At 38.1% G+C, this 26,707-nt stretch carries 26 protein-coding genes; 20 read left to right on the forward strand and 6 right to left on the reverse strand.

From position 1 onward, the window contains the following. Nucleotides 1-29 precede the first annotated feature (29 nt). The 3 genes from modA (at nucleotide 30) to PALPR_RS07115 (ending at nucleotide 2,235) form a co-directional block, all read left to right on the forward strand. Entirely contained in the window at nucleotides 30-785 is a 756-nt protein-coding gene (modA, locus tag PALPR_RS07105; RefSeq protein WP_013444934.1) for a molybdate ABC transporter substrate-binding protein, read from the forward strand. Between the two features lie 72 nt (nucleotides 786-857). Next, complete coding sequence (gene modB / locus PALPR_RS07110; protein ID WP_013444935.1) at nucleotides 858-1,532, forward strand: molybdate ABC transporter permease subunit; 675 nt, start codon at nucleotides 858-860, stop codon at nucleotides 1,530-1,532. Nucleotide 1,533: 1 nt separating this feature from the next. Then, nucleotides 1,534-2,235 (forward strand): sulfate/molybdate ABC transporter ATP-binding protein, encoded by a 702-nt coding sequence (locus PALPR_RS07115; RefSeq protein WP_013444936.1) that lies wholly within the window; start codon nucleotides 1,534-1,536, stop codon nucleotides 2,233-2,235. A gap of 88 nt (nucleotides 2,236-2,323) precedes the next feature. On the opposite strand, the gene PALPR_RS07120 is transcribed toward PALPR_RS07115, so the two are convergent. Next, on the reverse strand, nucleotides 2,324-2,680 hold the full coding sequence (locus PALPR_RS07120; protein ID WP_013444937.1) for a hypothetical protein: 357 nt from the start codon (nucleotides 2,678-2,680) through the stop codon (nucleotides 2,324-2,326). A 683-nt stretch (nucleotides 2,681-3,363) separates the two neighbouring features. Between PALPR_RS07120 and nifH the strand changes: the two genes are divergently transcribed. From nifH to nifK, 5 genes are all read left to right on the forward strand, one after another. Continuing rightward, a complete protein-coding gene (nifH, locus tag PALPR_RS07125) occupies nucleotides 3,364-4,188 on the forward strand; it encodes a nitrogenase iron protein (RefSeq protein ID WP_013444938.1) in 825 nt (274 codons plus the stop codon). 102 nt (nucleotides 4,189-4,290) lie between these two features. Beyond that, complete coding sequence (locus PALPR_RS07130) at nucleotides 4,291-4,614, forward strand: P-II family nitrogen regulator (RefSeq protein WP_013444939.1); 324 nt, start codon at nucleotides 4,291-4,293, stop codon at nucleotides 4,612-4,614. Between the two features lie 114 nt (nucleotides 4,615-4,728). Beyond that, nucleotides 4,729-5,094, forward strand: a complete 366-nt coding sequence (locus PALPR_RS07135; RefSeq protein ID WP_013444940.1) for a P-II family nitrogen regulator — start codon at nucleotides 4,729-4,731, stop codon at nucleotides 5,092-5,094. 80 nt (nucleotides 5,095-5,174) lie between these two features. Further along, nucleotides 5,175-6,809, forward strand: coding sequence for a nitrogenase molybdenum-iron protein alpha chain (gene nifD / locus PALPR_RS07140; protein ID WP_013444941.1), 1,635 nt, complete (start codon nucleotides 5,175-5,177; stop codon nucleotides 6,807-6,809). A gap of 138 nt (nucleotides 6,810-6,947) precedes the next feature. Beyond that, a complete protein-coding gene (nifK, locus tag PALPR_RS07145) occupies nucleotides 6,948-8,327 on the forward strand; it encodes a nitrogenase molybdenum-iron protein subunit beta (protein ID WP_013444942.1) in 1,380 nt (459 codons plus the stop codon). A 244-nt stretch (nucleotides 8,328-8,571) separates the two neighbouring features. Here nifK and PALPR_RS07150 read toward each other — a convergent pair whose 3' ends face one another. Further along, nucleotides 8,572-9,120 carry an SEL1-like repeat protein gene (locus PALPR_RS07150; protein WP_013444943.1) on the reverse strand — a complete coding sequence of 183 codons (549 nt, stop codon included), beginning with the start codon at nucleotides 9,118-9,120 and terminating at the stop codon, nucleotides 8,572-8,574. A gap of 1,049 nt (nucleotides 9,121-10,169) precedes the next feature. Between PALPR_RS07150 and nifE the strand changes: the two genes are divergently transcribed. The 6 genes from nifE (at nucleotide 10,170) to PALPR_RS07185 (ending at nucleotide 16,596) form a co-directional block, all read left to right on the forward strand. Beyond that, complete coding sequence (gene nifE, locus PALPR_RS07160; protein ID WP_013444945.1) at nucleotides 10,170-11,561, forward strand: nitrogenase iron-molybdenum cofactor biosynthesis protein NifE; 1,392 nt, start codon at nucleotides 10,170-10,172, stop codon at nucleotides 11,559-11,561. Between the two features lie 92 nt (nucleotides 11,562-11,653). Beyond that, nucleotides 11,654-12,961 carry a nitrogenase component 1 gene (locus PALPR_RS07165; RefSeq protein WP_013444946.1) on the forward strand — a complete coding sequence of 436 codons (1,308 nt, stop codon included), beginning with the start codon at nucleotides 11,654-11,656 and terminating at the stop codon, nucleotides 12,959-12,961. Nucleotides 12,962-13,192: 231 nt separating this feature from the next. After that, a complete protein-coding gene (gene nifB / locus PALPR_RS07170; RefSeq protein WP_013444947.1) occupies nucleotides 13,193-14,467 on the forward strand; it encodes a nitrogenase cofactor biosynthesis protein NifB in 1,275 nt (424 codons plus the stop codon). 124 nt (nucleotides 14,468-14,591) lie between these two features. After that, complete coding sequence (locus tag PALPR_RS07175) at nucleotides 14,592-14,900, forward strand: (2Fe-2S) ferredoxin domain-containing protein (protein WP_013444948.1); 309 nt, start codon at nucleotides 14,592-14,594, stop codon at nucleotides 14,898-14,900. Between the two features lie 90 nt (nucleotides 14,901-14,990). Next, nucleotides 14,991-16,142, forward strand: coding sequence for a homocitrate synthase/isopropylmalate synthase family protein (locus tag PALPR_RS07180; protein WP_013444949.1), 1,152 nt, complete (start codon nucleotides 14,991-14,993; stop codon nucleotides 16,140-16,142). A gap of 4 nt (nucleotides 16,143-16,146) precedes the next feature. Further along, nucleotides 16,147-16,596, forward strand: a complete 450-nt coding sequence (locus tag PALPR_RS07185; protein WP_013444950.1) for a hypothetical protein — start codon at nucleotides 16,147-16,149, stop codon at nucleotides 16,594-16,596. Nucleotides 16,597-16,806: 210 nt separating this feature from the next. Here the strand turns inward: PALPR_RS07185 and PALPR_RS07190 are convergent, their stop codons facing one another. The 4 genes from PALPR_RS07190 to PALPR_RS07205 all read right to left on the reverse strand — a co-directional run bounded on the left by PALPR_RS07190 (nucleotide 16,807) and on the right by PALPR_RS07205 (nucleotide 19,693). Continuing rightward, nucleotides 16,807-17,052, reverse strand: coding sequence for a Nif11 family protein (locus tag PALPR_RS07190; RefSeq protein WP_013444951.1), 246 nt, complete (start codon nucleotides 17,050-17,052; stop codon nucleotides 16,807-16,809). Nucleotides 17,053-17,164: 112 nt separating this feature from the next. Continuing rightward, complete coding sequence (locus PALPR_RS07195) at nucleotides 17,165-17,569, reverse strand: NifB/NifX family molybdenum-iron cluster-binding protein (RefSeq protein WP_013444952.1); 405 nt, start codon at nucleotides 17,567-17,569, stop codon at nucleotides 17,165-17,167. Between the two features lie 59 nt (nucleotides 17,570-17,628). Beyond that, nucleotides 17,629-18,099: a GNAT family N-acetyltransferase gene (locus PALPR_RS07200; protein ID WP_013444953.1), complete on the reverse strand. Its 471-nt coding sequence runs from the start codon at nucleotides 18,097-18,099 to the stop codon at nucleotides 17,629-17,631. Nucleotides 18,100-18,142: 43 nt separating this feature from the next. After that, nucleotides 18,143-19,693, reverse strand: coding sequence for a sigma-54 interaction domain-containing protein (locus tag PALPR_RS07205; RefSeq protein ID WP_013444954.1), 1,551 nt, complete (start codon nucleotides 19,691-19,693; stop codon nucleotides 18,143-18,145). Nucleotides 19,694-20,050: 357 nt separating this feature from the next. Here PALPR_RS07205 and PALPR_RS07210 point away from each other — a divergent pair, with 357 nt between their 5' ends. The 6 genes from PALPR_RS07210 to PALPR_RS07235 all read left to right on the forward strand — a co-directional run bounded on the left by PALPR_RS07210 (nucleotide 20,051) and on the right by PALPR_RS07235 (nucleotide 26,665). After that, on the forward strand, nucleotides 20,051-21,283 hold the full coding sequence (locus PALPR_RS07210; RefSeq protein WP_013444955.1) for a nucleoside recognition domain-containing protein: 1,233 nt from the start codon (nucleotides 20,051-20,053) through the stop codon (nucleotides 21,281-21,283). Between the two features lie 33 nt (nucleotides 21,284-21,316). After that, on the forward strand, nucleotides 21,317-21,733 hold the full coding sequence (gene ybeY, locus PALPR_RS07215; protein WP_013444956.1) for an rRNA maturation RNase YbeY: 417 nt from the start codon (nucleotides 21,317-21,319) through the stop codon (nucleotides 21,731-21,733). Nucleotides 21,734-21,950: 217 nt separating this feature from the next. Next, nucleotides 21,951-22,613 (forward strand): DUF6089 family protein, encoded by a 663-nt coding sequence (locus PALPR_RS07220; protein WP_013444957.1) that lies wholly within the window; start codon nucleotides 21,951-21,953, stop codon nucleotides 22,611-22,613. 20 nt (nucleotides 22,614-22,633) lie between these two features. Further along, nucleotides 22,634-23,359, forward strand: coding sequence for an isoprenyl transferase (locus PALPR_RS07225; protein ID WP_013444958.1), 726 nt, complete (start codon nucleotides 22,634-22,636; stop codon nucleotides 23,357-23,359). A 51-nt stretch (nucleotides 23,360-23,410) separates the two neighbouring features. After that, on the forward strand, nucleotides 23,411-26,053 hold the full coding sequence (gene bamA / locus PALPR_RS07230; RefSeq protein ID WP_013444959.1) for an outer membrane protein assembly factor BamA: 2,643 nt from the start codon (nucleotides 23,411-23,413) through the stop codon (nucleotides 26,051-26,053). 96 nt (nucleotides 26,054-26,149) lie between these two features. Beyond that, the gene (locus tag PALPR_RS07235) at nucleotides 26,150-26,665 is read left to right on the forward strand and encodes an OmpH/Skp family outer membrane protein (protein WP_013444960.1); all 516 of its coding nucleotides are present in this window, start codon (nucleotides 26,150-26,152) and stop codon (nucleotides 26,663-26,665) included. Nucleotides 26,666-26,707 lie beyond the last annotated feature (42 nt).

The raw sequence follows: 26,707 nt of genomic DNA on the forward strand, positions 1-26,707 counted from the left end.
GGGGGATTTAAGGGCTTAAAATACACATTATGAAACGAATAATTATCTCATTAGCGATATTGCTCGCTACAATAACAGTATCGGCTCAGAAAGTAAACGTAGCTGCAGCAGCCAATTTACGGTATGTATTGGAAGAAATCAAAACGGCATATTTAAAACAAAACCCGAAAGCAAAGGTAAATCTCACATTTGGGGCTTCAGGCACACTGGTACAACAGATTCAGAATGGCGCATCGTTCGATTTCTTTATGGCCGCCGACAATGAATTTCCTTTAAAATTAAAAGAAAAGGGATTAACTACAGAACCAATGTCAACTTATGCTTTTGGAAAGCTCGCAATCTATAGTACGACTCTCGACGTTAGCAAACAAGGTCTGGACGTTTTAAAAAGTTCTGCTATCAAGAAAATTGCAATTGCCAATCCTGAAACAGCTCCATACGGAGAAAGGGCAGTACAATTACTCAAATCTCAGAAACTTTACGAGAGTTTGAAATCTAAAATCGTGTTAGGAGAAAATATATCACAAACAGCGCAATTTGCTTTTACAGGAAATGCAGAAATTGGATTCGTGGCTCTGTCGTTGGCTTTAGCTCCTGACATGGCCGGAAAAGGTGACTACTACATTGTACCACAATCCATGTATCAACCTATTGAACAAGCATGTATCTTAATAAAAACACAGGTACTAAATACCGAAGCAGCTAAATTTAAAAAGTTTGTATTATCACCAAATTCTAAAGCTATTTGGGAAAAATGGGGATACGGATTAGCCTCCGGTAAATAGTAGAAAACAGAACAATAAAATCTTAACCAAAGCTCTCGGCTTTGGTTAAGTCTGTGAAACTAAAATTGAAATATGGATCAAGACTTTATAAACACACTTTTACTAACAGGCAAATTAGCCGGCTGGACTACCATAATACTTTTTATAATCGGGTTTCCGGTTGCATACCTGCTGGCTTATAAACGATTTCCACTAAAACCGGTTTTTGAAGCTTTGATAAGCATGCCACTGGTATTGCCACCAACTGTACTTGGATTTTATATGCTGGTGGCTTACAGTCCGCAAAATGCCTTTGGGAGATTCTTGGAGCAACACTTCAATACCAGATTGGCATTTAGTTTCCAGGGTGTGTTGATAGCCAGTGTACTTTTCAGTTTACCATTTATGATACAACCGCTGCAAAACGGACTGACAAGTATTCCGAAAAGTTTCAGAGAAACTGCATATACCTTGGGTAAGTCGGAATTTACAACTTTTATCAGGGTATTGATTCCCAATATGATTCCTTCAATTATCACAGCCGCAGCTATGACTTTTGCTCATTGTATAGGCGAATTTGGTGTGGTGATAATGGTTGGTGGAAATATGCCCGGCGAAACCCGTGTGGCTTCCATAGCTATTTACGACGAAGTACAAGCAATGAATTACCAGGCTGCCAATCAGTATTCGTTTATTTTGTTTATCATTTCTTTGCTCATTCTTACGCTGATTTATAGCATTAATGGCAAGAAAAAAATCTTCTTTTGATATGTTGAAAATCGATATAAAACGAGCCATGCTCACTTCCGAAGGCAAAACGAATCTGGAAGTAACCGCGGAAATTCAAGACAACGAATTGCTGTGTTTGTTCGGGCATTCAGGAGCAGGAAAAACAACCCTGCTGCGCATACTGGCCGGATTGACTAAACCTGATAAGGGTCGAATTGTGTTTAATGATACTGTTTGGTTTGATTCTGAGAAAAAAATAAACATTTCACCACAACAGCGAAATGTGGGTTACATGTTTCAGGACTACGCACTCTTTCCTAATATGACTGTTGAGAAAAATATCAGCTTCGCTCAAAAGGAAAAAGATAAAGATGAAGTAAATAAGCTGATGGAGCTTTTTGATCTGGATGCTTTGAAAAATCAACATCCGGCTAAGCTATCCGGAGGACAGAAACAACGGGTGGCACTGGCTCGTGCTTTGGCATCCAAACCCAATGTTCTGCTGCTTGACGAACCGCTCTCTGCACTTGATTTTGATATGCGACTTGCTCTGCAACACGAAATACGCAAGGCTCACGAGCTACTTAACACCGTTACATGTTTAGTTAGTCATGACTTACAAGAAGTTTTTCATTTGGCATCATCAGTCATCTTGATTAAAAACGGAACGGTAATTAATCAGGGAAAACCTGCCGATGTATTCTCCGGTAAGCAAGATTTCTACCCTAAACAAGCATATTAATTCAAAGCGTATAAGTCGAAGATATATAAACAAAAAACCGACCTGATATTCTAATCAGGTCGGTTTTTTAAGTATAAATGCTATTTGATTATTTTTGACGTTTCAAAGTCATCTCCATGTCACCCATTGGAGAATCAATCATTTTCAGAATGATAGTATCGTCATCTTTTAATGTACCAGCATATTTCATTGCCTGGTCACCAAAAGCCATTTCAAAACTTATATTTTTACCATCCACTTTTACGTTAGTTACAGGTAAGTCGCCATTTGGCATTTTCATAGAGCCTGTTACCTTTTCACCTTCTGTTTTGAAAACATAAGTCAGTTCAAACTCATTACCATCTGGGGTTTTTACTTTTGTTAGCCATGTACCGTCAAAACCTGCAGCATAAGTAACAGCTGAAATCATTAAAAATAGGACTGTTGATAAGATTGTTTTTTTCATTGGTTGATTTTTTTGAATTAATATTAGTTTAATGAAAAACAAAGGTATATAAAAAATTAAATCTGACAAGTGAAATAGATTATTTCGGAAATTCCATCGACATATTCGGTTTTTTTATCGACAAAACCGGAGTTTGTGTTTTACTTACATGCTTTTTTATAAAGCCCTATAATCCGCATTTTTCCGAGCCGCAAGTCTGCAGCTAGCTTTCCCAACATGGGGAAACCAGTTGCACATTTGCAGCAATCTTTCACATACTTAGGAAACCTTGTCGCAAGTTTGCAGGAGACATTCCCCGATATGGGAAGCGTTACTGCAATAAAGAGACTTTCATAGATTCTCATGGATTAATTTTAAAAAATACCTCTCATCAAAAAACAGCATTACGATACCATCAATCTTCATCCCATTCGACGTTACCTTTCCTACCTTTTAAGTATAATTTGATACATTAATGTAGGATTTAGAGCAATTCCTACGAAATGGCTTTTTCAATAAATGAGATTTTATCTATCAAAATTCAAAAAAATATAGCACTGAATTACAACGGATTAAACCTTTATAAAATATGAAAAATAGCTATCTATTTGTTAATGGCACGGTAAATGAATAAGGCTAGTCAGGTTATTCAAAAAAGCCTCAACAAACAGAAACATTAGTAATTCATTTAAAAGATAAAAAAGATGAGAAAAATTGCAATCTACGGAAAAGGCGGAATTGGTAAAAGTACTACAACGCAAAACACAGTGGCCGGTTTGGCAGAAATGGGGAAAAAAGTAATGGTAGTGGGTTGCGACCCTAAAGCTGACTCTACTCGTTTACTTCTACATGGTTTGGCTCAAAAAACAGTATTGGATACATTGCGCGACGAAGGTGAAGACATCGATTTGGATGATGTAATGAAACCAGGATTTAAAGCAACCAGTTGTGTTGAATCAGGCGGTCCTGAACCCGGAGTTGGTTGTGCAGGTCGTGGTATTATCACTTCTATTAACTTGCTTGAGCAACTTGGTGCTTATGACGAAGACAAAGCATTGGATTATGTATTTTATGATGTATTAGGTGACGTTGTTTGTGGTGGATTCGCCATGCCAATCCGCGATGGTAAAGCAGAAGAAGTTTACATTGTTTGCTCCGGCGAAATGATGGCTATGTACGCTGCCAACAACATTTGCAAATCTATTTCAAAATTCGGTAAAGTAGGTACAGTTCGTCTGGGAGGATTGATTTGTAACTCACGTAAAGTGGATAATGAAGCCAACATGATTGAAGAATTTGCTAAAAAACTGGGTACTCAAATGATTCACTTTGTACCACGTGACAATATGGTTCAACATGCTGAAATCAATCGTAAAACGGTTATTGATCACGCTCCAGAACATCCACAAGCTGACGAATATCGTGCATTAGCTAAAAAGATAAACGACAACACTATGCATGTAATCCCAACCCCACTAGCTATGAGTGAGCTAGAAGATCTTTTGGTAGGATTTGGTATTTTGAACTAATACACTGGTAAACAAGCTGACGAGGGGATATCGTTATCAGCTCGTCACTTGTTTCTCTTTTTGAAATTGGAAATTAGCTATTACCCTAAAAAATTAAACATTATGTATTTATTAAGAGCAATTGTTCGTCCTGAGAAATCAACTGTAGTTATGAAAGCATTATTCGATGCAGGCTTTCCGGCAATTACTAAACTAGCTGTATTCGGCCGTGGTAAACAACGTGGTATCAAAGTAGGAAACGTAACATACGATGAGTTACCTAAAGATTTACTTATGATGGTAATTCCTGAAAAAGATAAAGATTTTGTAATTGAAACAATAATATTGGCTGCCCGCTCCGGTGAAAAAGGACAGTTTGGTGATGGAAAGATCTTCGTTACCCCTGTTGAAGAAAGTTACACAATATCAAGCGGCAAAAAAGACTAAGAAAACCCCTAAATCCCCTAAAGGGGACTTTGGAAAAGAAACACTTAGAATTATAGTATAAATCTCGACCTCTCTTATTCCCCTTTAGGGGTTAGGGGTCTAAACAAATAGATTATGAAATTAATATTAGCAATGATACGCATTGACAAGATGGCCGCTACCAAACTTGCTCTTTCAGATGTCGGTCTGCCTTCGTTTACTGCTATGCCGGTTTTAGGTCGCGGAAAAGGGAAAGGCGGATTTGAAAAAGCTGTAGGTCTGGACGAGGATCAAAAAGAGCTCATTATCGAGATGCCACGTTTAAAATCCAAACGAATGATTACCCTGGTTGTAACCGACGATAAAAAAGAATTAGCAGTGGAAACTCTTATCAAAACAAACCAGACAGGTAAAAGCGGAGATGGAAAGATATTTATCCTCCCGGCCAGCGATTCTTACCGGGTTCGTACAGGAGAAAACGGAGATATTACATTAGACTAATTGATAATTCACAATTCATAATGCATAATTAAGCATTGACATTATGAATTATACATTATGCATTATAAATTATAAAAATTATGGGAAAGACATTAATAGATGAACTGGAAATGAGTAAGTTTACCGAGGAGGTAGTTAAAGCTTACCCGAAGAAGGTTGCCAAGAAAAGAAGTAAATCGATTGTAATAAACGATCCGGACTCTATTCCCCAAATCCAATCGAACGTACGTACCATCCCGGGTATTATTACTCAACGCGGTTGTACATATGCAGGTTGTAAAGGAGTGGTTCTCGGTCCTACAAGAGATATAGTGAACATTACACATGGACCCATCGGATGCGGTTTTTATTCATGGTTAACACGTCGAAATCAAACACGTGCCGACAAACCCGAAATGGATAACTTCATTCCGTATACATTCTCTACCGACATGCAGGATTCAAATATCGTGTTCGGTGGTGAAGAAAAACTAAAAGTGGCTATTCGTGAAGCCGTAGAATTATTTAACCCAAAGGGTATTGCCATTTTCTCTACTTGTCCTGTAGGACTGATTGGTGACGATGTTCACCGTGTAGCCCGCCAGATGAAAGAAGAATTCCCCGGAGTAAATATTTTCGGTTTCTCTTGCGAAGGCTACCGCGGAGTATCGCAATCGGCCGGTCACCACATTGCAAACAACGGTTTATACAAACACCTTATCGGACGTAATGACAATCCGACACGTAAGTATAAATATGCTGTAAACGTATTGGGAGAGTACAATATTGGTGGTGATGCCTTTGTTATTGAAGATTTGTTCGAGAGAATAGGGGTTGATATTATCGCTACCATGTCAGGAAACTCTACACTGGAGCAATTTGAAACAGCACACACTGCAGATTTCAGTTTAGTGATGTGCCACCGTTCTATCAACTATGTAGCTGAAATGCTTGAGACATCGTTTGGTATTCCTTGGGCTAAAGCAAACTTTATCGGCGCTGAAGCTACAGCTAAAACGCTTCGCAAAGTAGGACAGTATTTTGGCGATCAGGAATTAATTGACAGAATAGAAGAGGTAATTGCCGATGAAATGAAAGCTGTAAATGCAGCCATTGAAAAAGCAAGAGCAAAGACAGAAGGAAAAACTGCTATGATGTTCGTAGGAGGTTCTCGCGCTCACCATTATCAGGAGCTATTTAGCGAACTTGGCATGGAAACGCTGGTGGCAGGTTACGAATTCGGACACCGCGATGACTACGAAGGTCGCCGGGTAATTCCAACCATACAAATTGATGCTGACAGTCGTAACATTGAGGAAATCACTGTATATCCTGACCCAACACGCTACAAACCACGTAAAACCGAAGAAGAGCTTGCTCAGCTGAGAGAAGCATTTGACATTGAGTTCAACGAATACAAAGGTATGATGAACGATATGAAAAAAGGAACATTGGTAATTGACGATTTGAGCCATTACGAAATGGAGAAACTTATCGAACTCTATAAGCCTGATGTTTTCTGCGCCGGTATCAAAGAAAAATATGTGGTTCAAAAAATGGGTATCCCAATGAAACAGCTCCACAACTACGATAATGGTGGTCCATATGCAGCTTTCGAAGGTGCAATTAACTTCTACAAGGACATTGAAATGATTGCATGCAGCACCATTTTCAAACAAATGAAAGCTCCTTGGGAACGTGAAGAGGTGTTAGAAGCGGAATACGTTTTCAATTGATGACCCCAAACCCCTAAAGGGGACTTAAAGACGTAGTTTCTGAAAATGTTCAGATAGAAATTATAAATATAAACTAAAGAGCCGAAGTAACTCTGTTCCCCTTTAGGGGTTAGGGGTGGTTCTTAAATTCTAAAGATTATGTTACTTAGACATACAACAGCAAAAGAAATAGACAGAAAGGCGTTGACGATCAACCCTGCCAAAACCTGTCAGCCAGTAGGCGCAATGTATGCTGCATTAGGCATCCATGGATGCTTGCCTCACAGTCACGGTTCACAAGGATGTTGTTCGTATCACCGTAGTGCGCTTTCGCGTCACTTCCGCGAACCCATCATGGCTGGAACTAGCTCTTTCTCAGAAGGATCTTCAGTATTTGGTGGATCGGCTAACCTGGTTCAGGCAATCGACACCATGTTTACAATCTACAAACCCGACGTTATTGCAGTTCACACAACCTGTTTATCCGAAACAATTGGTGATGACTTGACTCAAATCATTTCCAAAGCTGCCGACGATGGTTGCGTACCTGAAGGTAAACAAGTGATTTACTGTAATACCCCTAGTTATGTGGGAACACATGTTACAGGATACTCCAATCAGGTGGCTGCATTTATCAAGTTCTTTTCTACTGCAACTCCAAAAAAACGCAACGTTATTAATATCGCTGCAGGATGGATGGAACCTTCGGATCAACGTGAAATCAAACGTCTTACTTCGGTAATGGAAGCACGCACTATATTGTTTCCTGACTTTACAGACGTGTTGGACGCTCCACTCGATGGACATTATAAAATGTATCCAAACGGAGGAACAACCATAGCCGATATGAAACTGACCGGGGATAGCAAGTTTACATTGGGACTTGGTCAGTCATGTACCGAGGATGCATGTATCAAACTGGAAAACAAGTGTAAAGTAAAATTCGAATTATTGGATATTCCTATCGGATTCAAAGCTACAGACCGTTTCCTGATGTCGCTTAGCCGTCATGCCAATGTGCCGATTCCTGAAAGTTTATCGGACGAACGCGGAAGATTAATCGATTTAATTTCTGACAGTTCGAAATATCTTTACGGAAAACGTGTTGCTCTTTTCGGAGACCCTGATACTTTAATTCCGTTGACTGAATTCCTGGTAAGTATGGATATGAAACCTGTTTACATTGTAACCGGTACTCCAAGCAAATACTTTACCGAAAGAATGACTGAGATTCTGAAAGATATACCGGAAGCTAAATTTAAGAGTGGAGAACAGGCAGATATGTTCCAACTTCACCAATGGATCAAACAAGAAGGTGTTGACTTATTAATGGGTAACACGTATGGCAAATACATAGCCCGCGACGAGGATCTACCTTTCGTTCGCATCGGTTTCCCGATTGCCGACCGTCCCGGACACAACTACTTTGCTAAAACAGGTTACGAAGGAGGTGCTAATCTGGTAAAACAAATTATGGATGCATTCCTTGATCATTTCGACCGTACTTGTCTGGAAGAAAAGGTAGAATGGCAATTGTAAGCGCATCAAATTCACATTAGTCCGATCGACGCATGACTCCAGTCCTTCATTAAGACGCATGACACCAGTCGGAGTGACTATTATTGTTGACATCAATATAGATTTGTCCAAATCTATAATTGCGATCAGATGAGAAAATTCATAGACGGTTTTACTTTGAAGGTAAAACCGTCTGTTTTTTTAAAGAAAAAGACACAAATTGCATGTGCCTTCTTTACGCTATGCCGAACAGAGCATTACCCCATCACTCAGACATTATTCTATTTGCTTTTTTATCATAGTAAATACTCTTAACTGAATCTCTTTTGATATATACACCTTCACGATATAAATCAGATAAGGCATTGATACTATTTAGATTATCAAGTTCAACTCCTTTATATAAATATTGAAGAGCAAGTTTTAATGATTTATCGTCAATTTTACCATATAGTTGTTTGTATTTATAATTTGAAATTAATGAGTGATAAACTCTGAAATAAGCCTCCTTATATCCGTATTTATTAGCCATTATAATATCATAAAGTAATGTTTCACCAGAGTATTTGTCTTCGAAATGCTTTATATGTAATTTTTCATAGGCTATAGTATCACCTTTAACCAACACTCTTTTCTGAAGTTCATCATCAGACTCATTAACTTGATTTCCAGTTTTTGTACTTTCTAACTTTTTTATCAATATCAAGGTTTTATATTTACTGTATTTATATCCAGTAATAAACCCGACAATTAAAATGATAATCATCAACATAGATTTTCTAAAGTAATGATTGTTTAAGAAGATATTTTTCATATATCATTTTTTTAATTGTATATGTATCTTTGGAGCATTACCTGTTTCTCGCGCTAACAAACCCCATTCCTCCGGATCTATCTTATTTCTTTGCAGAATATTTCTGACTGGTTGTTGAAATTTGTTATCCCAACTTTTGTATTCTTCTGATTTGAAATTAGGAATTATTCGATCTTGACCTCCGGCAAACCTTTTCTACCCCTGTTCTCCGTTGTGTATAATTTCTTACTCTGCTGTTCGGCGAATGGCTTCAGCCTTCGTCGCAACTAGAAGGAAAGCTCCTGCTGTCCACATTGTTTGCAAATATAACTATTTTCCCAACAAAACGGAATACAACTTACTTGTAACCTTTTCAATGTGAATATGCAAGATCACTTTGTATACTGTCGAGCAGGCTTTGTATGTTGTCGAGATCACTTTGTATACTGTTGTGATGGCTATGAATGTTGTTGAGATAACTTTGTATTGTGTCGAGACGACTTTGTATGTTGTCGAGCAGGCATGGTATACTGTTGAGATAGCTATGTATGTTGTCGAGATGACTTTGTACATTGTCGAGCAGGCATGGTATACTGTCGAGATAACTATGTATGTTGTCGAGCAGGCATTGTATACTGTTGAGATGACTTTGTATACTGTCGAGCGGACTATGTATGTTGTCGAGGGGGTTTTGTATGTTGTCGAGCAGGGTACTGTGCAAAAATCTGTGTAAACTCTATTTTTTCGAGCGGATGATCCCCGATGTAATCCCGTCCTGAAACACTGCGATGGTTTCGCATCAATACGCATTCCTACATTTTAAGTACATTTTCCTACATAAATGTACGATTTTGGAAATTCCGGCAAGAGTAAAATACACTTTTCCTTCAGCTTTCATCTTAAAATCACAAACATTCATACATCTAATTACAAGCATGTTACACACCAACAACGGCAGCCTAAAAGCCTCCAATACTGTTAATGGCACGATAAATGAATAAAGGTATGCAACGCCTACCCCTAGCCCCTAAAGGGGAACTATATTAGTATTGATTTATAACCCTTGTAAAATGAAAAATATAAAAACAAATATAATTAATGATACTAACTTCAACTCCCCTTTAGGGGCTGGGGGTAGTATATTATTAGATGAAAGAATGAAGCAAGTGTCAGTCGCTGGTGCCAATGAGCGCACGATTGATTGCAACAAAGCAAGTTTGGCAGGAAGTGTCAGCCAACGTGCTTGTGTGTTTTGCGGATCGCGGGTGGTACTTTATCCGATAGTAGATGCATTACATATAATACACGGACCCATTGGCTGTGCAGCTTACACCTGGGATATCAGAGGTTCTCTTTCCTCCGGACCTGAATTACATAGATTAAGCTACAGCACAGATTTACAAGAAAAAGATGTGATTTTTGGTGGAGAAAAAAAACTCTACGCTTCCATTATCGAATTGATAGATCTTCATCAACCTAAGGCAGCATTTATTTATACTACCTGTATAGTTGGTGTTATTGGCGATGACGTAGAACAGATTTGCCGAACGGTGGAAAAGGAAAAAGGAATTCCTATCATTCCCGTTCAGGCTCCCGGATTTCAGGGGTCGAAAAAAGACGGATACAAAGTGGCCTGCGAGGCTATATTTACATTAGTAGGAACCAAAAACAAACTTTACACCCCTGCAAAAAGTATCAATATTCTGGGCGACTTCAATCTGGCCGGAGAACTTTGGATTTTACTTGAATACTATAAAAAAATGGGTGTACATGTCAATGCCACCATTACCGGCGACGGACGGGTGGATGATATTTGTAACGCTCACAATGCGGCTCTGAATGTCGTTCAGTGTTCCGGATCGATGAATTATCTGGCTAAGATGATGAAAGATAAGTACGGAATTCCTTCGATGCGGGTTTCTTATTTTGGAATTGAGGACATGAGCGATGCTTTGTATGATGTTGCCCGATTTTTTAAGGATGATGATATGATGGATAAAGCGCGTGAATTAGTAAAAGAGGAGTTTTCCAAGCTTATTCCAAAGTTGGCATGGTACAAAGAGCGACTGACTGGTAAAAAAGCTGCCATATATGTTGGAGGTGCATTTAAAGCCATATCGTTAGTGAAAGCACTACGTCTTATTGGCGTTCAATCGGTGATTGTTGGTTCGCAAACCGGAACAACCGAGGATTATGAGCTTATAAAACAGCTTTGCGACGAAGGAACCATCATCGTTGACGACTCGAATCCGGTGGAACTTTCGCATTTCGTGAAAGAAAAGCAAGCTGATATTTTTATAGGAGGCGTTAAAGAACGCCCCATTGCTCATAAAATCGGACTCGGTTTCTGCGACCACAATCACGAACGCAAAGAACCACTGGCCGGATACGAGGGCATGCTGAATTTCGCTAAAGAAATATATGCAACAGCCATGAGTCCGGTGTGGAAATTTACGAAGTAGTTAAATAGTTAACTGGTTAATTCGTTAGTTGGAATTGAAAACAACGCTTAACAAATAAACCAATCACTAATGAACAATTAAAACTAAACAAAATGATTGAAGCAAAAACATATACATCCACACGCAACTCCTGCAAACTTTGTGCTCCATTAGGTGCATCGATGGTGTTTAAGGGAATTGAGGGTTGTGTGCCGCTTATACATGGAAGTCAGGGTTGCGCTACTTACATACGCCGTTATATGATTAGCCATTATAAAGAACCCGTTGATATCGCATCCAGTAATTTCAGCGAAGAATCAACTGTTTTTGGAGGAAGTAAGAATTTTATCACCGGAATTGAAAATATTATAAAACAATATAAGCCCAGTGTCATTGGTATTGCTTCAACATGCTTATCGGAAACGATTGGCGAAGATATTCCGGGACATATCCGACACTATAAAGAATCACATGAAGCCGATGGAAGTTTCATACCTACTTTCATCCATACTTCAACACCCAGCTATAGCGGCAGCCACGCCGAAGGTTTCCATAACACCGTCTTGGCTGCCGTGAAAGCTATCGCTAAGCACGATCAAACCGTTGAGGCATTAAATATTTTCCCGGGCATGGTATCGCCTGCAGACATACGATACTTAAAGGAATTATTAGACGACTTTGGTTTGAAGTATGTTCTTTTTCCTGATTTTAGCGAAACGCTTGACAACGAATACACTTCTGAATACCAATTGATTCCTACAGGAGGTACTCCCATGGCTGACATAGAACATCTGGGAGATGCCAAAGCCACTATTGAATTTGGCAGTGCATTCAACAAAACGGTAAACAGAACAAAAGATAGCGGCACACTTCAAACTGCCGGCGAATGGTTGCAATCGACATATTATATCAAAAATAATCAAATGCCATTGCCAATTGGTATCGAAGCTTCCGATAAATTTATCAAAGTGCTGGAAGAAATTAGCGGGCAAGCAATCCCCGAAAAACACAGGAAAGAACGGGGCCGACTGGTAGATGCTTACGTCGATGCACATAAATATGTATTTGGGAAAAAGGCCTTGATTTACGGTGAAGAAGACTTTGTAACCGCCATGTCCGATTGGTTGAAAGAAATCGGAATTGAAGCATTTTGGATAAAAGGTACCGATTTTGAAACCTTACGCGAAGAAGCCGACAAGTTCAAACCTGACTTTTTATTAGGAAACAGTAAAGGCTATTACATTGCCCGCGAACTAAAAATTCCGCTAGTACGGGTTGGTTTTCCTATTCACGATCGCTTTGGTGCAACTCGCATGCATCATATAGGTTATCGCGGTACTCAGGAACTTTTCGATCGGGTAGTGAATGCATTAATAGAATTCAAACAAGAGAATTCTCCGATTGGGTATAAATACCTTTAAACAATGGTCAGTCATCAGAGAACAGTTATCAGTTGATGATGAAAACCAAATAAACTATAACCACGGAGTGGTTGAAAGTGAATAACCTCCGGTGAAACCGGAGGATGAAAAACTCTCAAAAGTTACAACCCTGAAAGGGTTGAACTAGGATATAGGAAGTAGAGAAAAATATAGTACAAACTAACTCAAAAGTCCCCCAAGGGGGATTTAGGGGGCTAAACAATAGACGATATGGAAATGACCGAAGAAAGAAAACAAGCACACCCTTGTTTCAACGAAGAAGCAAAGCACACCAATGCACGTGTTCACCTGCCCGTAGCTCCCAAGTGTAATATTCAGTGTAACTACTGCAATAGAAAATATGACTGTGTCAACGAAAGTCGTCCTGGTGTAACATCATCGGTTTTAGCACCATTTCAGGCTGTTGAATATTTAAGAGATTTAGATGGAAGAATCGAGAATCTTGCAGTTATCGGCATTGCAGGTCCTGGCGATCCGTTCGCGAATCCCGAGGAAACGCTCGAAACCATGCGAAGAGTAAGTAAGGAATTTCCGGAGAAAATATTCTGCCTCTCCACCAACGGATTGAACTTAGAGCCATATATTGATGAAATTGCAGAATTAAATGTTTCGCATGTAACCATCACTATCAATGCTATAGACCCAAAAATTACAGCAAAAATTTACAAATGGGTTCGTTTCAATAAAAAAGTATACAGAGGCGAAGAAGGAGCAGCCATTTTGCTCGAACGTCAGTTGGCGTGTATTGCTAAACTTAAAGCCAGAAGTATTACAATTAAAATCAACTCCATCATTATACCGGGGATAAACGAAGATCATATACCTGAGGTGGCTAAAAAATGTGCAGAACTGGGAGCTGATGTAATCAACTGTATTCCACTTATTCCAACTGCCGAAACACCATTCGAAGCTGTAGAGAAACCCGATACAAAAATGATTTTCAAAACACGCACGTTGTGTTCAGAACATTTAAAGATAATGAGTCACTGCGCTCGTTGCCGTGCTGATGCTGCAGGACTTTTAGGGCAGGATCTGAACGAAACGCATGCTTTACTCAAAGAATATTCTTCACGCGCCGAAGAAATGGATACTACAGGCCGGCCATACGTAGCTGTTGCCACCAACGAAGGCTTATTAGTTAATCTCCACTTAGGGGAAGCCCGTAATGTCTACATTTTCGAACAAACCAAAAATGGGTTCAAAAACGTGGAAGTAAGAGACATGCCACCAAAAGGAAGCGGTGATGAACGCTGGCTGAATATGGCTCGTACACTCAAAGACTGTCGGGCAATACTGGTGAGCGGTGTGGGTGAAAACCCCAAAGCCATGTTAAAAGGATGCGGTTTACATGTGGTGGAAATGACAGGACTTATCGATGAAGGTCTTGAAGGAGTATACAATAACAAAGTAATTCGATCCATAGCCAAGCCTGATGCATTTAAATGTGGAAGCAGCTGTAAAGGAAACGCCCAAGGATGCGGATGATCACCCATAACCCCAAACCCCTAAAGGGGCTTAAAGACAATATTTATCACTCAATTATAAAAAACAGAGACGAAGTAACTTAGTTCCCCTTTAGGGGCTAGGGGTCGTCATTAAAATTACTCGTATGAAAAAACCAACTTATCACATTCTAGTTTGCAATTCATTCAGAATTGCCGGAGACGCACAAGGTGCATGTAACAAAAAAGGTGCAAGCGATTTGCTTCAATACATTTCAGAAGAAGCTTCTGACCGAGGTTTAGACGTCGCTGTGAGCACTACAGCCTGCTTAAACGTATGTTCTCAGGGTCCGGTTATGGTTATTCACCCGAATAACTTTTGGTATGGAGGCGTTGAATCTGAAGAGATAATCGATGAAATTTTCGACGCACTAGAAGAAGATGAGCTTTGCGAAAAGTATTCTATAGCAGATTAGTAGTTAGTTGATTGGTTTATCGGTTGATTAGCTTTATAAAGCTATTGACCAACGAACTAATCAACTAGTCAACCATTCAACTTTAAACAAATGAATCCATACTTCATCGACACTACACTGCGCGACGGTGAGCAATCACCGGGCGTTGTCTTTTCTCTTCCCGAGAAAATTCGCATAGCGGCATTGCTGGACGGAGCTCATATACCGGAAATTGAAATAGGTACACCTGCCATGGGCGAAGCTGAAGTAACCGATATCAGAACAATCTGCGAAATGGGATTTGGGTTTAAAACTCTTTCGTGGTGCAGGGCAACCAAAAATGACATTCGGGCTGCTTCACATGCCGGAACCAATGGAGTACATGTCTCATTCCCTGTATCGCCCATTCTTATGAAAGCCATGGAAAAGGATTCGACATGGGTAATTCAGCAAATGCAACAATTGATAGAATTTGCTTACCCCATGTTCGATTATGTTACCATTGGAGCTCAGGACGCAGCCAGGGCAGAAACAAGTTTTCTGAAAGAATTTGTGTGTGCAGCCAGTGCATTTGGTGCTGCCAGGGTTCGTTTGGCCGATACAGTAGGTATATTAAATCCCATTACTACATTTGACATGGTTTCTTCTATTCGTAGCGTTGAAAAAGATCTTCCACTCGAAATCCATGCTCACAACGATCTGGGAATGGCAACAGCAAATACCCTGGCAGCGTACATGGCCGGTGCAAATTGCCTGAGTACTACTGTAAACGGACTGGGCGAAAGAGCAGGAAATGCTGCCATGGAAGAAGTTGCTTTGGCGTTAGAATTAAGTGCAGGTATTTCAAGTACCTTACGAACCGAAAGTTTCTCTGAGTTGAGCGATTTTGTTGCCAAAGTTTCAAATCGTCCTTTGAACGAAAGCAAGCCTGTTACCGGAAGCCTTGTACTCACACACGAAAGCGGAGTTCATACCAATTGTTTGCTCAAAGACAGGAATACTTATCAGCTTATTCCGGCTGCAAAAATTGGCAAACAGGAACAAAAATTCCTGATTGGCAAACACAGCGGTAAAGCAACAATTATGCACTATTTATCCGAAGCTAATCTTCCATACACAGATGAAGACTGCTTATCGCTGCTTGAGAGAGTGAAAGAATGTGCAGATGCTCTAAAACGGGCAATCACTAAAGAAGAATTATTGGATATATATCTTGAATTATATTCAAACCAACATCATTCAATTGTAAATTATAAATCGTAAAAATATGTCAACTACCATAATCCCCGATGATGAAATGAAAGCATTAGCTATCTCCAGTTTACGATATGCTAACAGCTTCTTTTCAACCTTTCAGAAAAGCCTGAATAATGAGAAATCCCGCTTCGACAACGATTTGCTTTACAATTTTGCTGTTATGAGTGTAGAAAAGTATTTCGTCGCATTACTGGCTCGTTTTGATTGGAATGCCGAGCACCATATGCCCATTGCACTTTATAAAGAAGCACTTCCATTCGAGCCGGAACTGACCGAAGAAATGAAACAAACAGCAATTCTTATTGGAAAGTTTGAGGCTATATGCTCATTGGATGGGTTCGGGTATCGAACGCCTTCTACAGAAGAACTTGAAGCAATGGCTTCCGGGATAGCCTCAATCAAAAATTTAGTAGAAAAAAGAATCGCAGAGGTGACAACTAGCCTCGAAAAAATTAATTAATTATCTCAGCATCGGCTTCACAATATGTGAAGCCGTTATTTTTTTAATCGTCAAACATGCAAATTTGATCAACTTCATCAGAAGTACTATAATTCCAACAATGAATATTAAGTAACCTCGTAATATTATCAGATAAAATCACACAAGTCAGTAATTTTTAAACGGGAGGATACCAACATATTAATTTATGTTGGTATTTTTTCGTTAGGTTCAATCTTTCCGAAACAAAGTAAACCAGGCTTTCACTTCGTGCACTCTGCCGGCCTGTTCGTAGGTTTGGCATTTTAGCTCCAGCACATTAAATGCATCTTCTATTTCATCAGAGCTAAAACTCATATCCAGCTTTTTTAGCAGTTCTTGCAACTCTGATTGAGATTTACACACGTAACACGATTTTCTGAAATCTGCGTCCGAATCAACCTTCGATATAAAATGTATCGCATTTTGTAAACTCATTTTCTTCTTAAATTTACCCCTAACCTCTGAAGGGGAAGATAATTAGTACTAAATATGTAAAATAATTTCTGAATATATAAAAAGAACAAGACGCAAATTATTTAATCCCCCTTTAGGGGTTAGGGGTACAATCTGTCTTACAATCACTACATTCTCCACCACATATAGTTGCAAATTCCATTGCAGAATCCATATTAAAAGGCGCTAGTTCATTATTGGCCAGAAACCTGATATTTATATCCAGATCATCACCTATAGACTTAAACACAGAGAAACCCTTATTTACAAGTACTTTCAGTGCCATAGGTTGCAATTGTTTTGTAATAATGGTGAATACATTATTTCGCTCAAGAGCCGGAAGTAATTCGCCCATGTTAGGAGCCAGGTCCAATGTCTTTATCCAACTTCCCTCATGTTTATCAGTATCGTAAATGCACAAACAACCAACAACGCTCAAACTACTGGCAATACGATTGCTCTGCAGTTCTCTGTCAATCACCGGAATAGCTATTTTCATAATTGTGTAGAAATAATTAAACTATTATTAATATCACTCTCCGATTAAAATCCGAATATCTATAATTTCTTAGTCCAGAACAACATATTTGGTTGACACTCTTCAAAGCCCATGCTACTGTATAACGCCTGAGCTACAACATTATCTTCTCTTACTTCAAGGGTTATTTTGCAGTAGTCTCTGGATGTTGAAATAGATATTAACTCTTGCATTAAGCTCTTCGAAAGACCCTTTCCTCTATACTCCGGATGTACGAAAAAATCGTGTATATTAAGATATGGCTTTACCTTGAAAGTCGAAAAATTAATAAAACAAGTTGCCAATCCAACTACTTCATTATCATAAATCTGAAAAAGAACAAAAGATGAAGGATGATTTGCCAACCCATCTATAAGTCTCAATTGCTGCAACTTACTCAACTGCGGAGCATCACCCATAGGATCAGCCATGTACATATTGAGCAATTCTGCCAGCTTAGTCAGATGTGTGGGATTTTCAAAATCGCAAAATTCGAAAGATATTGAGCTCATGAGATTATTCTATGCTAAAAAAGTCACTAAAACATGTATACTATCACACCTTAAACCTCTTGGGTTCAATTTCATATTTCTTTATTCTTATACCCATCATTCTTTCAGTAATTCCTAATTGCTCTGCAGCCCTAACACAGTTGCCTTTGGTCGAAATCAGCGCATCAATAATAATCTGTTGTTCCATTTTCCCCAGAATAATATCTAATGTGCCACTTTGCATTGTTTCTGAAGTGGAAGCTGTCTGAAGGGATGCTGGCAGATTATGAGTTCGTATTACTTGATCGGTACTCAAAATACATGCGCGTTCAATACAGTTTTCCAACTCACGAATATTTCCCGGCCAATGATAAACCATAAGAGTATCTATAGCCATCGAAGTGATTCTTTTGATATTTTTCCCGTGTTTTTTATTGAATTTATCTATAAAAAAATCCGTTAATATAGGGATATCGTTGATTCGCTCCCTCAAGGCCGGTATATATATTGGAAAGACATTAATTCTGTAATATAAATCCTCTCTAAACTGATCTTTACTAATAAGTTCCTCTAAATTCCTGTTAGTAGCACATAAAATGCGAACATCTACCTTTATAGGCTTAGTGCTACCAATTCGCTCAATTTCCCGTTCCTGCAAAACGCGTAATAACTTAACTTGTGTAGAAGCCGGGATATCACCAAACTCATCCAAAAATATTGTTCCACCATTAGCTGCTTCGAACCTACCGATACGAGTAGTAGATGCTCCGGTAAACGATCCTTTCTCATGACCGAACAGTTCGCTTTCAATTAAACTTTCGGGTAATGCTGCGCAATTTACTTTGACAAAAGGTTTGTTCTTACGGGAACTGCTATAATGTATGGCATCTGCCACGAGCTCCTTCCCAACTCCACTTTCTCCTCTAATCAGAACTGTGGCATCGGTTGGTGCCACGCTATCAATAAGCGAAAACACTTCGTTCATCTTTCCCGAATTTCCTTTTATTCTGTCTGGCATAATACGATTTCTGAGTTCACCTCTTAAATTCATATTTTCACTGCGCAGTTGCTCAAGCTCTTCGGCATATTCTTGTCTGCGGCGTAAGGTTCTTCCGATCATCGAACCGACAATTTTCAATAATCTCAAATCATAATCAAACGATACAATTCGTTTATAAACTTTATGTTGGCTCAGGGTACCTATTACTTCATCTTTGTAACGTATTGGAGTACAAATGAATGACACATCTATACCATCGATAACCGTAGCTGCATCAGTCAGATTCAAAAACTCGTGTGAGGAAGCAATTTTAGGTAAAAGAACTTGTTTGCCGGTTTCTATTACACGACCAATTATTCCGTGCCCCACATGATATACTGCATCTTTAATTTTTTTCTCATCAATTCCATAAGCACCCTCAATCGTGATTTGAGAATTTTCGCGATTCAGTATGGTCAGAATAATTCGCTCAGCTTTTAAGTGTTCAGCCAATATTCTCAAGACTTCATTTAAATCAATTTCCTTATTGCTCAATAAAGAACTTAACTCAAGTAATACCTCCAACTCTTTAGCTCCATAACAATCGGAACCATTAAACCTACACAAAGTTTCCATAAAATCTTTATTTTATACCATTTTGACACACCTACCATAATAAATCACACCTTTGTCTGCAAAATTACTCATTTTTACGCCATTATGAAATTATTTGAGAGAAAATTTTATTGATTATTTCAAGAGAAAATTTATCAAACAGATAACTATCAGATTACAAGTGATTTAATTATAAGTAAAAGTCAACTGCTAATTAAATTCGTATTCCGGCTAGTATAAAACAGATTTGGACCTCTGATTCAAAAGAAATAATCACTGGCATGAATAATTGTTGAACAAAACAAAAAAAAACGTACTTTTGCAACTTTGTGAGTCAGACTTGATTTGGAATGTAAACTCGACAGGAATTTATTGATTATGATATTAAACTACATTTGGATTGGATTTATTCTCATTGCTTTCGTGGTAGCGTGCATACAATTTTTTGTTTCCGGTAATACCAATATTTTCATGGACGTAATGCAGTCTGCATTTGGATCGGCTAAAACCGGTTTTGAAATTTCTATTGGATTAACTGGGATGTTGTCATTGTGGTTGGGAATTCTTAAAATAGGTGAAAGAGGTGGTGCAATCAATATTATCTCCCGAATGGTGGCTCCTTTTTTTTCCAAAATCTTCCCCGATATTCCTAAAGGTCATCCTGCCATGGGAAGTATCTTCATGAATCTCTCAGCCAACATGCTCGGACTAGATAATGCAGCCACGCCACTGGGTCTAAAAGCCATGCGCGAACTACAGGAAATTAATCCTGACAAAGAAAAAGCGTCTAATCCCATGATCATGTTTTTGGTGCTTAATACGGCAGGCCTTATGTTGGTGCCTGTTAGCATTCTGACCTTTCGTCAGCAGCTCGGAGCTGCAAACCCGGCCGATGTATTTCTACCAATACTGATCGCCACTTTTTGTGCGGCATTAACAGGCCTTATAACTGTATCTGTTATCCAAAAAATCAATCTGTTGAACCGTGTTGTTCTTTTAACCCTTGGGGGAATGATTACGTTGATTGGTACGTTAATATACGTTTTGAGCAGACTTCCCAAAGCTGACATTTCTAAATATTCGAATTTTACTGCATATTTTATTCTTTTCAGCATCATTATCATATTCATTAGCATTGCATTAAGAAGTAAAACCAATGTATACGAGTCATTCATAGATGGCGCAAAAGAAGGATTTCAGGTGGCAATAGGAATAGTTCCTTATCTTATTGGCATATTAGTCGCAATTGCTATGTTTCGCGCATCCGGGGCTATGGATTATCTGATATTAGGAATAAAGTACCTTGTTTCTCTCACCGGTGTTAATACAGATTTTGTTGAAGCTCTACCTACCGCATTAATGAAACCTTTGAGTGGAAGCGGTGCCAGAGGCATGATGGTTGATGCAATGAAAATTCATGGTGCCGATTCATTTGTAGGTCGTTTATCCTGCATAATTCAAGGTTCGGCCGATACAACTTTCTTTATCTTAGCCGTATATTTTGGTTCTGTAAATATAAAAAATACCCGTTACGCTTTGGCTTGTGGCCTTTTAGCCGATTTTGCAGGAATTACAGCTGCCATTTTACTTGGATATTTATTTTTTCATTGATTTCAAATCCCGTATTTTACAAACACAAAGAACATGATTCAATATATTGCCGAAGACATTAAAGTTCCATCTATCCCAAAACAAAAGATCAATGCATGGATTAAAAATACAGCTACCTTTTACGGAAAAAAAGTAGGAGAAATTGCTTATATTTTTTGTTCAGATGAGCGCATACTGGAAATAAACAAACAATATCTGAATCATGATTATTACACAGATATAATAACCTTTGACTACAGTGAATCTTCAGTTATTTCAGGAGATATATTTATAAGTATTGACACCGTAAAAAGCAATGCCGAAGAATTTAATGTAAGTATAGAAGAGGAGCTTAAACGAATTTTGATTCATGGCATTCTACACCTCTGCGGACAAGCCGACAACACTCCTGAATTAAGAGCCGAAATGACAAATAAAGAGAATCTGGCACTTCAAACTTTCTCTATCTAAAAGCATTTTAAGCTTCTTTATCATTATACAAACCAGTTCTGCTATTAACTCACTATTTTTGCAATAATATGTTAAATATAGCCTCCACTTTGAAGGCATTTTATTATCATTAAAAGATTATCACTACTTTTGTTGCTGTATTCTGTTTGAAACATCTAGATTTAATCTTAAGAAACTCTTTTAGTCTCTAATTACTGATACTTATTTAGGAATGACTATGGATATCAGACTTATAAAATTTTGTGTATTTGTTGCCTGTATAACAATGTCTGTCAACACTTTTTCGCAAGATTTATATCGTGCCGAGATTGGAATATCAGGTGGTGGGTCATCGTATATAGGTGATGCAAACAGTAAGCTCTTCAATAATATGCAATTTACTTACGGTGCATTTGTTCGATACAGAATAGACACTCGTTTTGCAGTTAAGGCGGAGTTTTCAAGAATATCTAAAATAGTTGGGCCAAACAACTCTTTTGTAAACGATACGATTAATGTTGGTGATCTCTGTTTAGAATTCAATTTTTTTGATTTGGAACATAATCCTTATAAAAGAAACAGTCGGTTCTTTTCTCCCTATATATTTGTAGGAGCAGGAATGATGACTGATTTATATATAAAACAAAAACGACCAGAACCATTTATACCTTTTGGGTTCGGAATGAAAGTAAAATTAGCAGAGCGTTGGAACTTAACAGCTCAATGGTCCAATAAACTGCTGCTATTTTCGGATAATATGGAAAATATGCCAAAATATAACAATCCTCAGAATCTGAATGGATCAAATATATTTAATAACGATTTGCTCTCAACCCTTACGATTGGTGTGAGTTATGACTTTTGGGAAAAGAAATGTAATTGTCTGAACAATTCGTATTAATAAATTCGCCATCTATAATTATGTCATCATATATTGAAAAAATAGACAAATCCAGACTTCCAAAGCACATTGCCATCATAATGGATGGGAATGGACGTTGGGCTAAAGAACGTGGATATGATCGAATTTTCGGACATCAGAATGGTGTTACTTCTGTTCGAGAGACTACTGAAGCCGCGGCTAAAATAGGAATTGAGTATCTTACTCTATACGCCTTTTCTACTGAAAACTGGGGAAGACCTCAGTCTGAAGTAGATGCTTTAATGGAGCTCTTAATAGACACCATTGAGAAAGAAACGCCAACACTAAATAAAAATAATGTGCGACTGCTGGCTATTGGTGACATAAGCAGACTACCGGGAAATGCCGGTGAAAAGCTACAACGTTGCATTTCTCAAACGGCTGATAATACCAGTCTCTCCCTTGTACTTGCTTTAAGTTACTCATCGCGTTGGGAAATAACAAATGCACTAAAAAACATTTGTAAAGATGTATCAGCTGGAAAAATAAGCGATAAAGATATTAACGAAGAACTCATTAGTACATATTTAACTACCAATTCAATACCAGACCCGGATTTACTAATAAGAACCAGTGGAGAAGAGCGGATCAGTAATTTTTTGTTATGGCAAATAGCTTACACAGAACTATATTTTACCGAAACACATTGGCCGGAATTCAGAAAAGAAAATTTACACGAAGCTATTTATAAATTTCAACAAAGAGAACGCCGTTTTGGTAAATAAATAATTAAAACCACACCAAATACTACCGTAACTCGACACTCCAAATAAATTATGCAATACAAAACGCTTTTCACTTTCTCCCTGCTATTTGTTTTTAGCCAACTTCTTGTAGCGCAAACTGTTTCAGTACAAGACACAACAATTTTACCAACCATAGAATACGCCAATACCACACCAAGGTATGAAATAGCTGAAATTAAGGTTTCAGGAGCCAGTAATTACGACGACCTCACTATCATTGGTTATTCAGGCTTAAATGTGGGTCAGACTATAAATGTACCCGGAACGGCTATCACCAGTGCTGTGAAGAAATTTTGGAAACAAGGCTTGTTTTCTCAGGTTAAAATTTTGGCAACCAAAATAAAAGATGGAAAAGTTTGGCTAACCATAGATTTAAAAGAACGTCCCCGTGTATCTGAGGTGAATTATACCGGACTAAAGAAAAGCGAAAAAGAAGATCTTGAACAACGTGTCGGTATCACTAAAGGAAATCAGATTACTCCTAACATTTCTGATATCGCAAAGAAAGTCATTGATAAGTACATGGAAGAAAAAGGATTTCTTAATGTACAAGTAAATGTATATCAACGTAACGATCCAAATAAACCTGGATATGTCATTGTAGATATTAATGTAGACAAAAAACTCAAAACCAAAATTCATAAATTATATTATTTTGGAAACGTAGCTTTAAGCCATAATCAGATAAACAAGGCTATGAAAAAAACCAATGACAATAATTGGAGAAATTTTTTCAGAACCAAGAAATTTGTTCGCGAAGAGTATGAAAAAGACAAAGTAGCTCTTATAGAAAAGTACAATGAAATTGGTTACAGAGATGCATATATTGTTTCAGATAGCGTTGTACGATATAACGATAAAACTGTAGACGTATATTTAACCGTAAATGAAGGTAAAAAATATTATTATAGAAATATAAAATGGATTGGTAACACCATTTATCCATACCAAAAACTTGATGCATTATTAGGAATAAAGAAAGGTGATATATACAATCACAAAAAATTAATGGCCAGACTGGTTACCGATGAAGGTGATGCAGTTAGCAAACTTTATCAAAACAACGGATATTTGTTCTCGCAAATTGATCCGGTAGAAGTACAAGTCGATAATGATTCGATTGATTTTGAAATGAGGGTAATAGAGGGAAAACCCGCAACTATAAACGAGATAGGAATTAAAGGTAATACCCGCGTTTACGAACACGTAATCAGAAGAGAATTGCGCACTAAACCCGGTCAATTATACAGTCAGGATGATATTATGCGTACAATGCGCGAGTTGGCTCAAATGGGTCACTTTGATCCTGAAAAAATTGTACCGGATGTTCAGCCTGATGCTGAAAACGGAACCGTGGATATAACATACAAACTTGAAACAAAAGGAAGTGATCAGGTAGAATTTTCTGCTGGTTGGGGTTCAACAGGGGTTGTAGGTAGTATTGGTTTGAAATTTAGCAACTTCGCTATACAAAATTTATTCAAACCTGACACCTATAGAATTGTACCTCAGGGTGAAGGACAAACGCTTACAATAAACGGTAGAACTAGTGGACAATCATATTCATCAGTCAGTTTATCATTTTTGGAACCATGGCTAGGTGGAAAGCGTCCAAACTCATTGTCTGCATCCATTTATTATTCCACTCAATCAACAGTTAGTGATCGTTATTCTGCTAACTACAGCAATTACATAAACCAAATGTATAGCGGAGGTTACGGCGGATATGGTGGCTATGGAGGCTACGGAGGTGGTTATGGAGGTTACGGAAACAGTAATTACAGTACTCAATACCAAAGTGAAATGGACCCGACTAAGTACATGCGAACCATAGGAGCATCTCTTGGTTATGGTAAACGCCTTAATTGGCCGGATGATTATTTCATATTCCAGGGAGAGCTTTCTTATCAGTTGTTCATGTTAAGCAAATGGTATTATTTACCTCCGTTGACTGATGGTAATTACAATAATTTCAGTGTAAACCTTACGCTAAGTCGTAATTCTGTCGACAATCCAATTTACAGCCGTAGCGGTTCGGCATTCTCTTTAGGATTAAAAATAACTCCACCCTATTCATTGATAAATGGGAAAAATTATGGTAGTTCAAGCATGACCAATGCAGAAAAGTATAAGTTTCTGGAATATCATAAGTGGACGTTTAGCGGAAAAACATTTACGCCCGTAGCTGGAGATAAATTAGTATTGATGGGAAGAGCATTATTCTCATACCTTGGAAGCTATAATAAAAACGTCCGTTCTCCTTTTGAAACATTTGTTATGGGAGGTGATGGAATGTCAAACTACACCACTTATGGAACAGATTATATCTCGATGAGAGGTTATACCAGCGGTTCAATAACCCCTTACGATCCTAAGATTGGTACTAATGTTGGATATTTGTATGATAAATTCACAATGGAATTACGTTATCCTCTATCGCTAGAACAATCTGCAACAATATACGCACTGACTTTCGTAGAAGCCGGAAACTGTTTTAACAAAATGTCAGACTTCAACCCGTTCAATTTGAAACGTTCGGCTGGTATTGGTGTTCGTATATTCCTTCCAATGTTCGGTATGATGGGAGTTGACTGGGGATATGGTTTTGATGCAGATAATACAGGTAAAAAGAGCGGTAGTCAATTCCACTTCGTTCTTGGACAAGAGCTTTAATCTGGCTTCTTAATACTGATAATTATTTGGCAGAGATTTTGTAATGCGTAATTGAAATCAGAAATTATTGTTCAACAATCTAACGAGAGAGAAAACATGAAAAAATTAATTATTGCACTTTGTTTATTGGCAGGAGTAACCTTTACCGGTAACGCACAAAAATTCGCAATGGTAGATATGGAATATATCATGAAAAATATTCCTGCTTACGAAACTGCCAATGATCAGTTAAACCAAATATCAAAAAAATGGCAATCTGAAGTAGAAGAAAAATTGCAAGAAGTTCAGAAGTTATACAAAAACTATCAGACAGAGCTGGTTTTTCTCTCAGATGAAATGAAAACCAAAAGGGAAGAAGAAATTGTAGCAAAAGAAAAAGCTGCTCAGGAGCTGAAAAGAACTTACTTCGGACCGGAAGGCGAACTCTTTAAAAAACGTCAAAGTTTAATGAAACCTATTCAGGACGAAGTATATTCTGCCATTCAGCAGATAAGTAAAGATCAAGGTCTGGAACTTGTTTTTGACAAAAGTTCTTCTATGAATGTGATATTTACATCGCCTAAATTAGACGTTAGCGATGCAGTTCTCAAAAAATTGGGATATTCAAAATAAATTTATACATTTGCAGTCCATTTTCAAATAAATAAAACTCAA

Origin of the sequence: Paludibacter propionicigenes WB4 (assembly GCF_000183135.1) — a bacterium.
In the GTDB taxonomy this organism is placed as follows: domain Bacteria; phylum Bacteroidota; class Bacteroidia; order Bacteroidales; family Paludibacteraceae; genus Paludibacter; species Paludibacter propionicigenes.

Coding starts and splice junctions, on each gene's coding strand:
- modA (WP_013444934.1), top strand. CDS start 30: ATGAAACGAATAATTATCTCATTAGCGATATTGCTCGCTACAATAACA.
- modB (WP_013444935.1), top strand. CDS start 858: ATGGATCAAGACTTTATAAACACACTTTTACTAACAGGCAAATTAGCC.
- PALPR_RS07115 (WP_013444936.1), top strand. CDS start 1,534: ATGTTGAAAATCGATATAAAACGAGCCATGCTCACTTCCGAAGGCAAA.
- PALPR_RS07120 (WP_013444937.1), bottom strand. CDS start 2,680: ATGAAAAAAACAATCTTATCAACAGTCCTATTTTTAATGATTTCAGCT.
- nifH (WP_013444938.1), top strand. CDS start 3,364: ATGAGAAAAATTGCAATCTACGGAAAAGGCGGAATTGGTAAAAGTACT.
- PALPR_RS07130 (WP_013444939.1), top strand. CDS start 4,291: ATGTATTTATTAAGAGCAATTGTTCGTCCTGAGAAATCAACTGTAGTT.
- PALPR_RS07135 (WP_013444940.1), top strand. CDS start 4,729: ATGAAATTAATATTAGCAATGATACGCATTGACAAGATGGCCGCTACC.
- nifD (WP_013444941.1), top strand. CDS start 5,175: ATGGGAAAGACATTAATAGATGAACTGGAAATGAGTAAGTTTACCGAG.
- nifK (WP_013444942.1), top strand. CDS start 6,948: ATGTTACTTAGACATACAACAGCAAAAGAAATAGACAGAAAGGCGTTG.
- PALPR_RS07150 (WP_013444943.1), bottom strand. CDS start 9,120: ATGAAAAATATCTTCTTAAACAATCATTACTTTAGAAAATCTATGTTG.
- nifE (WP_013444945.1), top strand. CDS start 10,170: ATGAAAAATATAAAAACAAATATAATTAATGATACTAACTTCAACTCC.
- PALPR_RS07165 (WP_013444946.1), top strand. CDS start 11,654: ATGATTGAAGCAAAAACATATACATCCACACGCAACTCCTGCAAACTT.
- nifB (WP_013444947.1), top strand. CDS start 13,193: ATGGAAATGACCGAAGAAAGAAAACAAGCACACCCTTGTTTCAACGAA.
- PALPR_RS07175 (WP_013444948.1), top strand. CDS start 14,592: ATGAAAAAACCAACTTATCACATTCTAGTTTGCAATTCATTCAGAATT.
- PALPR_RS07180 (WP_013444949.1), top strand. CDS start 14,991: ATGAATCCATACTTCATCGACACTACACTGCGCGACGGTGAGCAATCA.
- PALPR_RS07185 (WP_013444950.1), top strand. CDS start 16,147: ATGTCAACTACCATAATCCCCGATGATGAAATGAAAGCATTAGCTATC.
- PALPR_RS07190 (WP_013444951.1), bottom strand. CDS start 17,052: ATGAGTTTACAAAATGCGATACATTTTATATCGAAGGTTGATTCGGAC.
- PALPR_RS07195 (WP_013444952.1), bottom strand. CDS start 17,569: ATGAAAATAGCTATTCCGGTGATTGACAGAGAACTGCAGAGCAATCGT.
- PALPR_RS07200 (WP_013444953.1), bottom strand. CDS start 18,099: ATGAGCTCAATATCTTTCGAATTTTGCGATTTTGAAAATCCCACACAT.
- PALPR_RS07205 (WP_013444954.1), bottom strand. CDS start 19,693: ATGGAAACTTTGTGTAGGTTTAATGGTTCCGATTGTTATGGAGCTAAA.
- PALPR_RS07210 (WP_013444955.1), top strand. CDS start 20,051: ATGATATTAAACTACATTTGGATTGGATTTATTCTCATTGCTTTCGTG.
- ybeY (WP_013444956.1), top strand. CDS start 21,317: ATGATTCAATATATTGCCGAAGACATTAAAGTTCCATCTATCCCAAAA.
- PALPR_RS07220 (WP_013444957.1), top strand. CDS start 21,951: ATGGATATCAGACTTATAAAATTTTGTGTATTTGTTGCCTGTATAACA.
- PALPR_RS07225 (WP_013444958.1), top strand. CDS start 22,634: ATGTCATCATATATTGAAAAAATAGACAAATCCAGACTTCCAAAGCAC.
- bamA (WP_013444959.1), top strand. CDS start 23,411: ATGCAATACAAAACGCTTTTCACTTTCTCCCTGCTATTTGTTTTTAGC.
- PALPR_RS07235 (WP_013444960.1), top strand. CDS start 26,150: ATGAAAAAATTAATTATTGCACTTTGTTTATTGGCAGGAGTAACCTTT.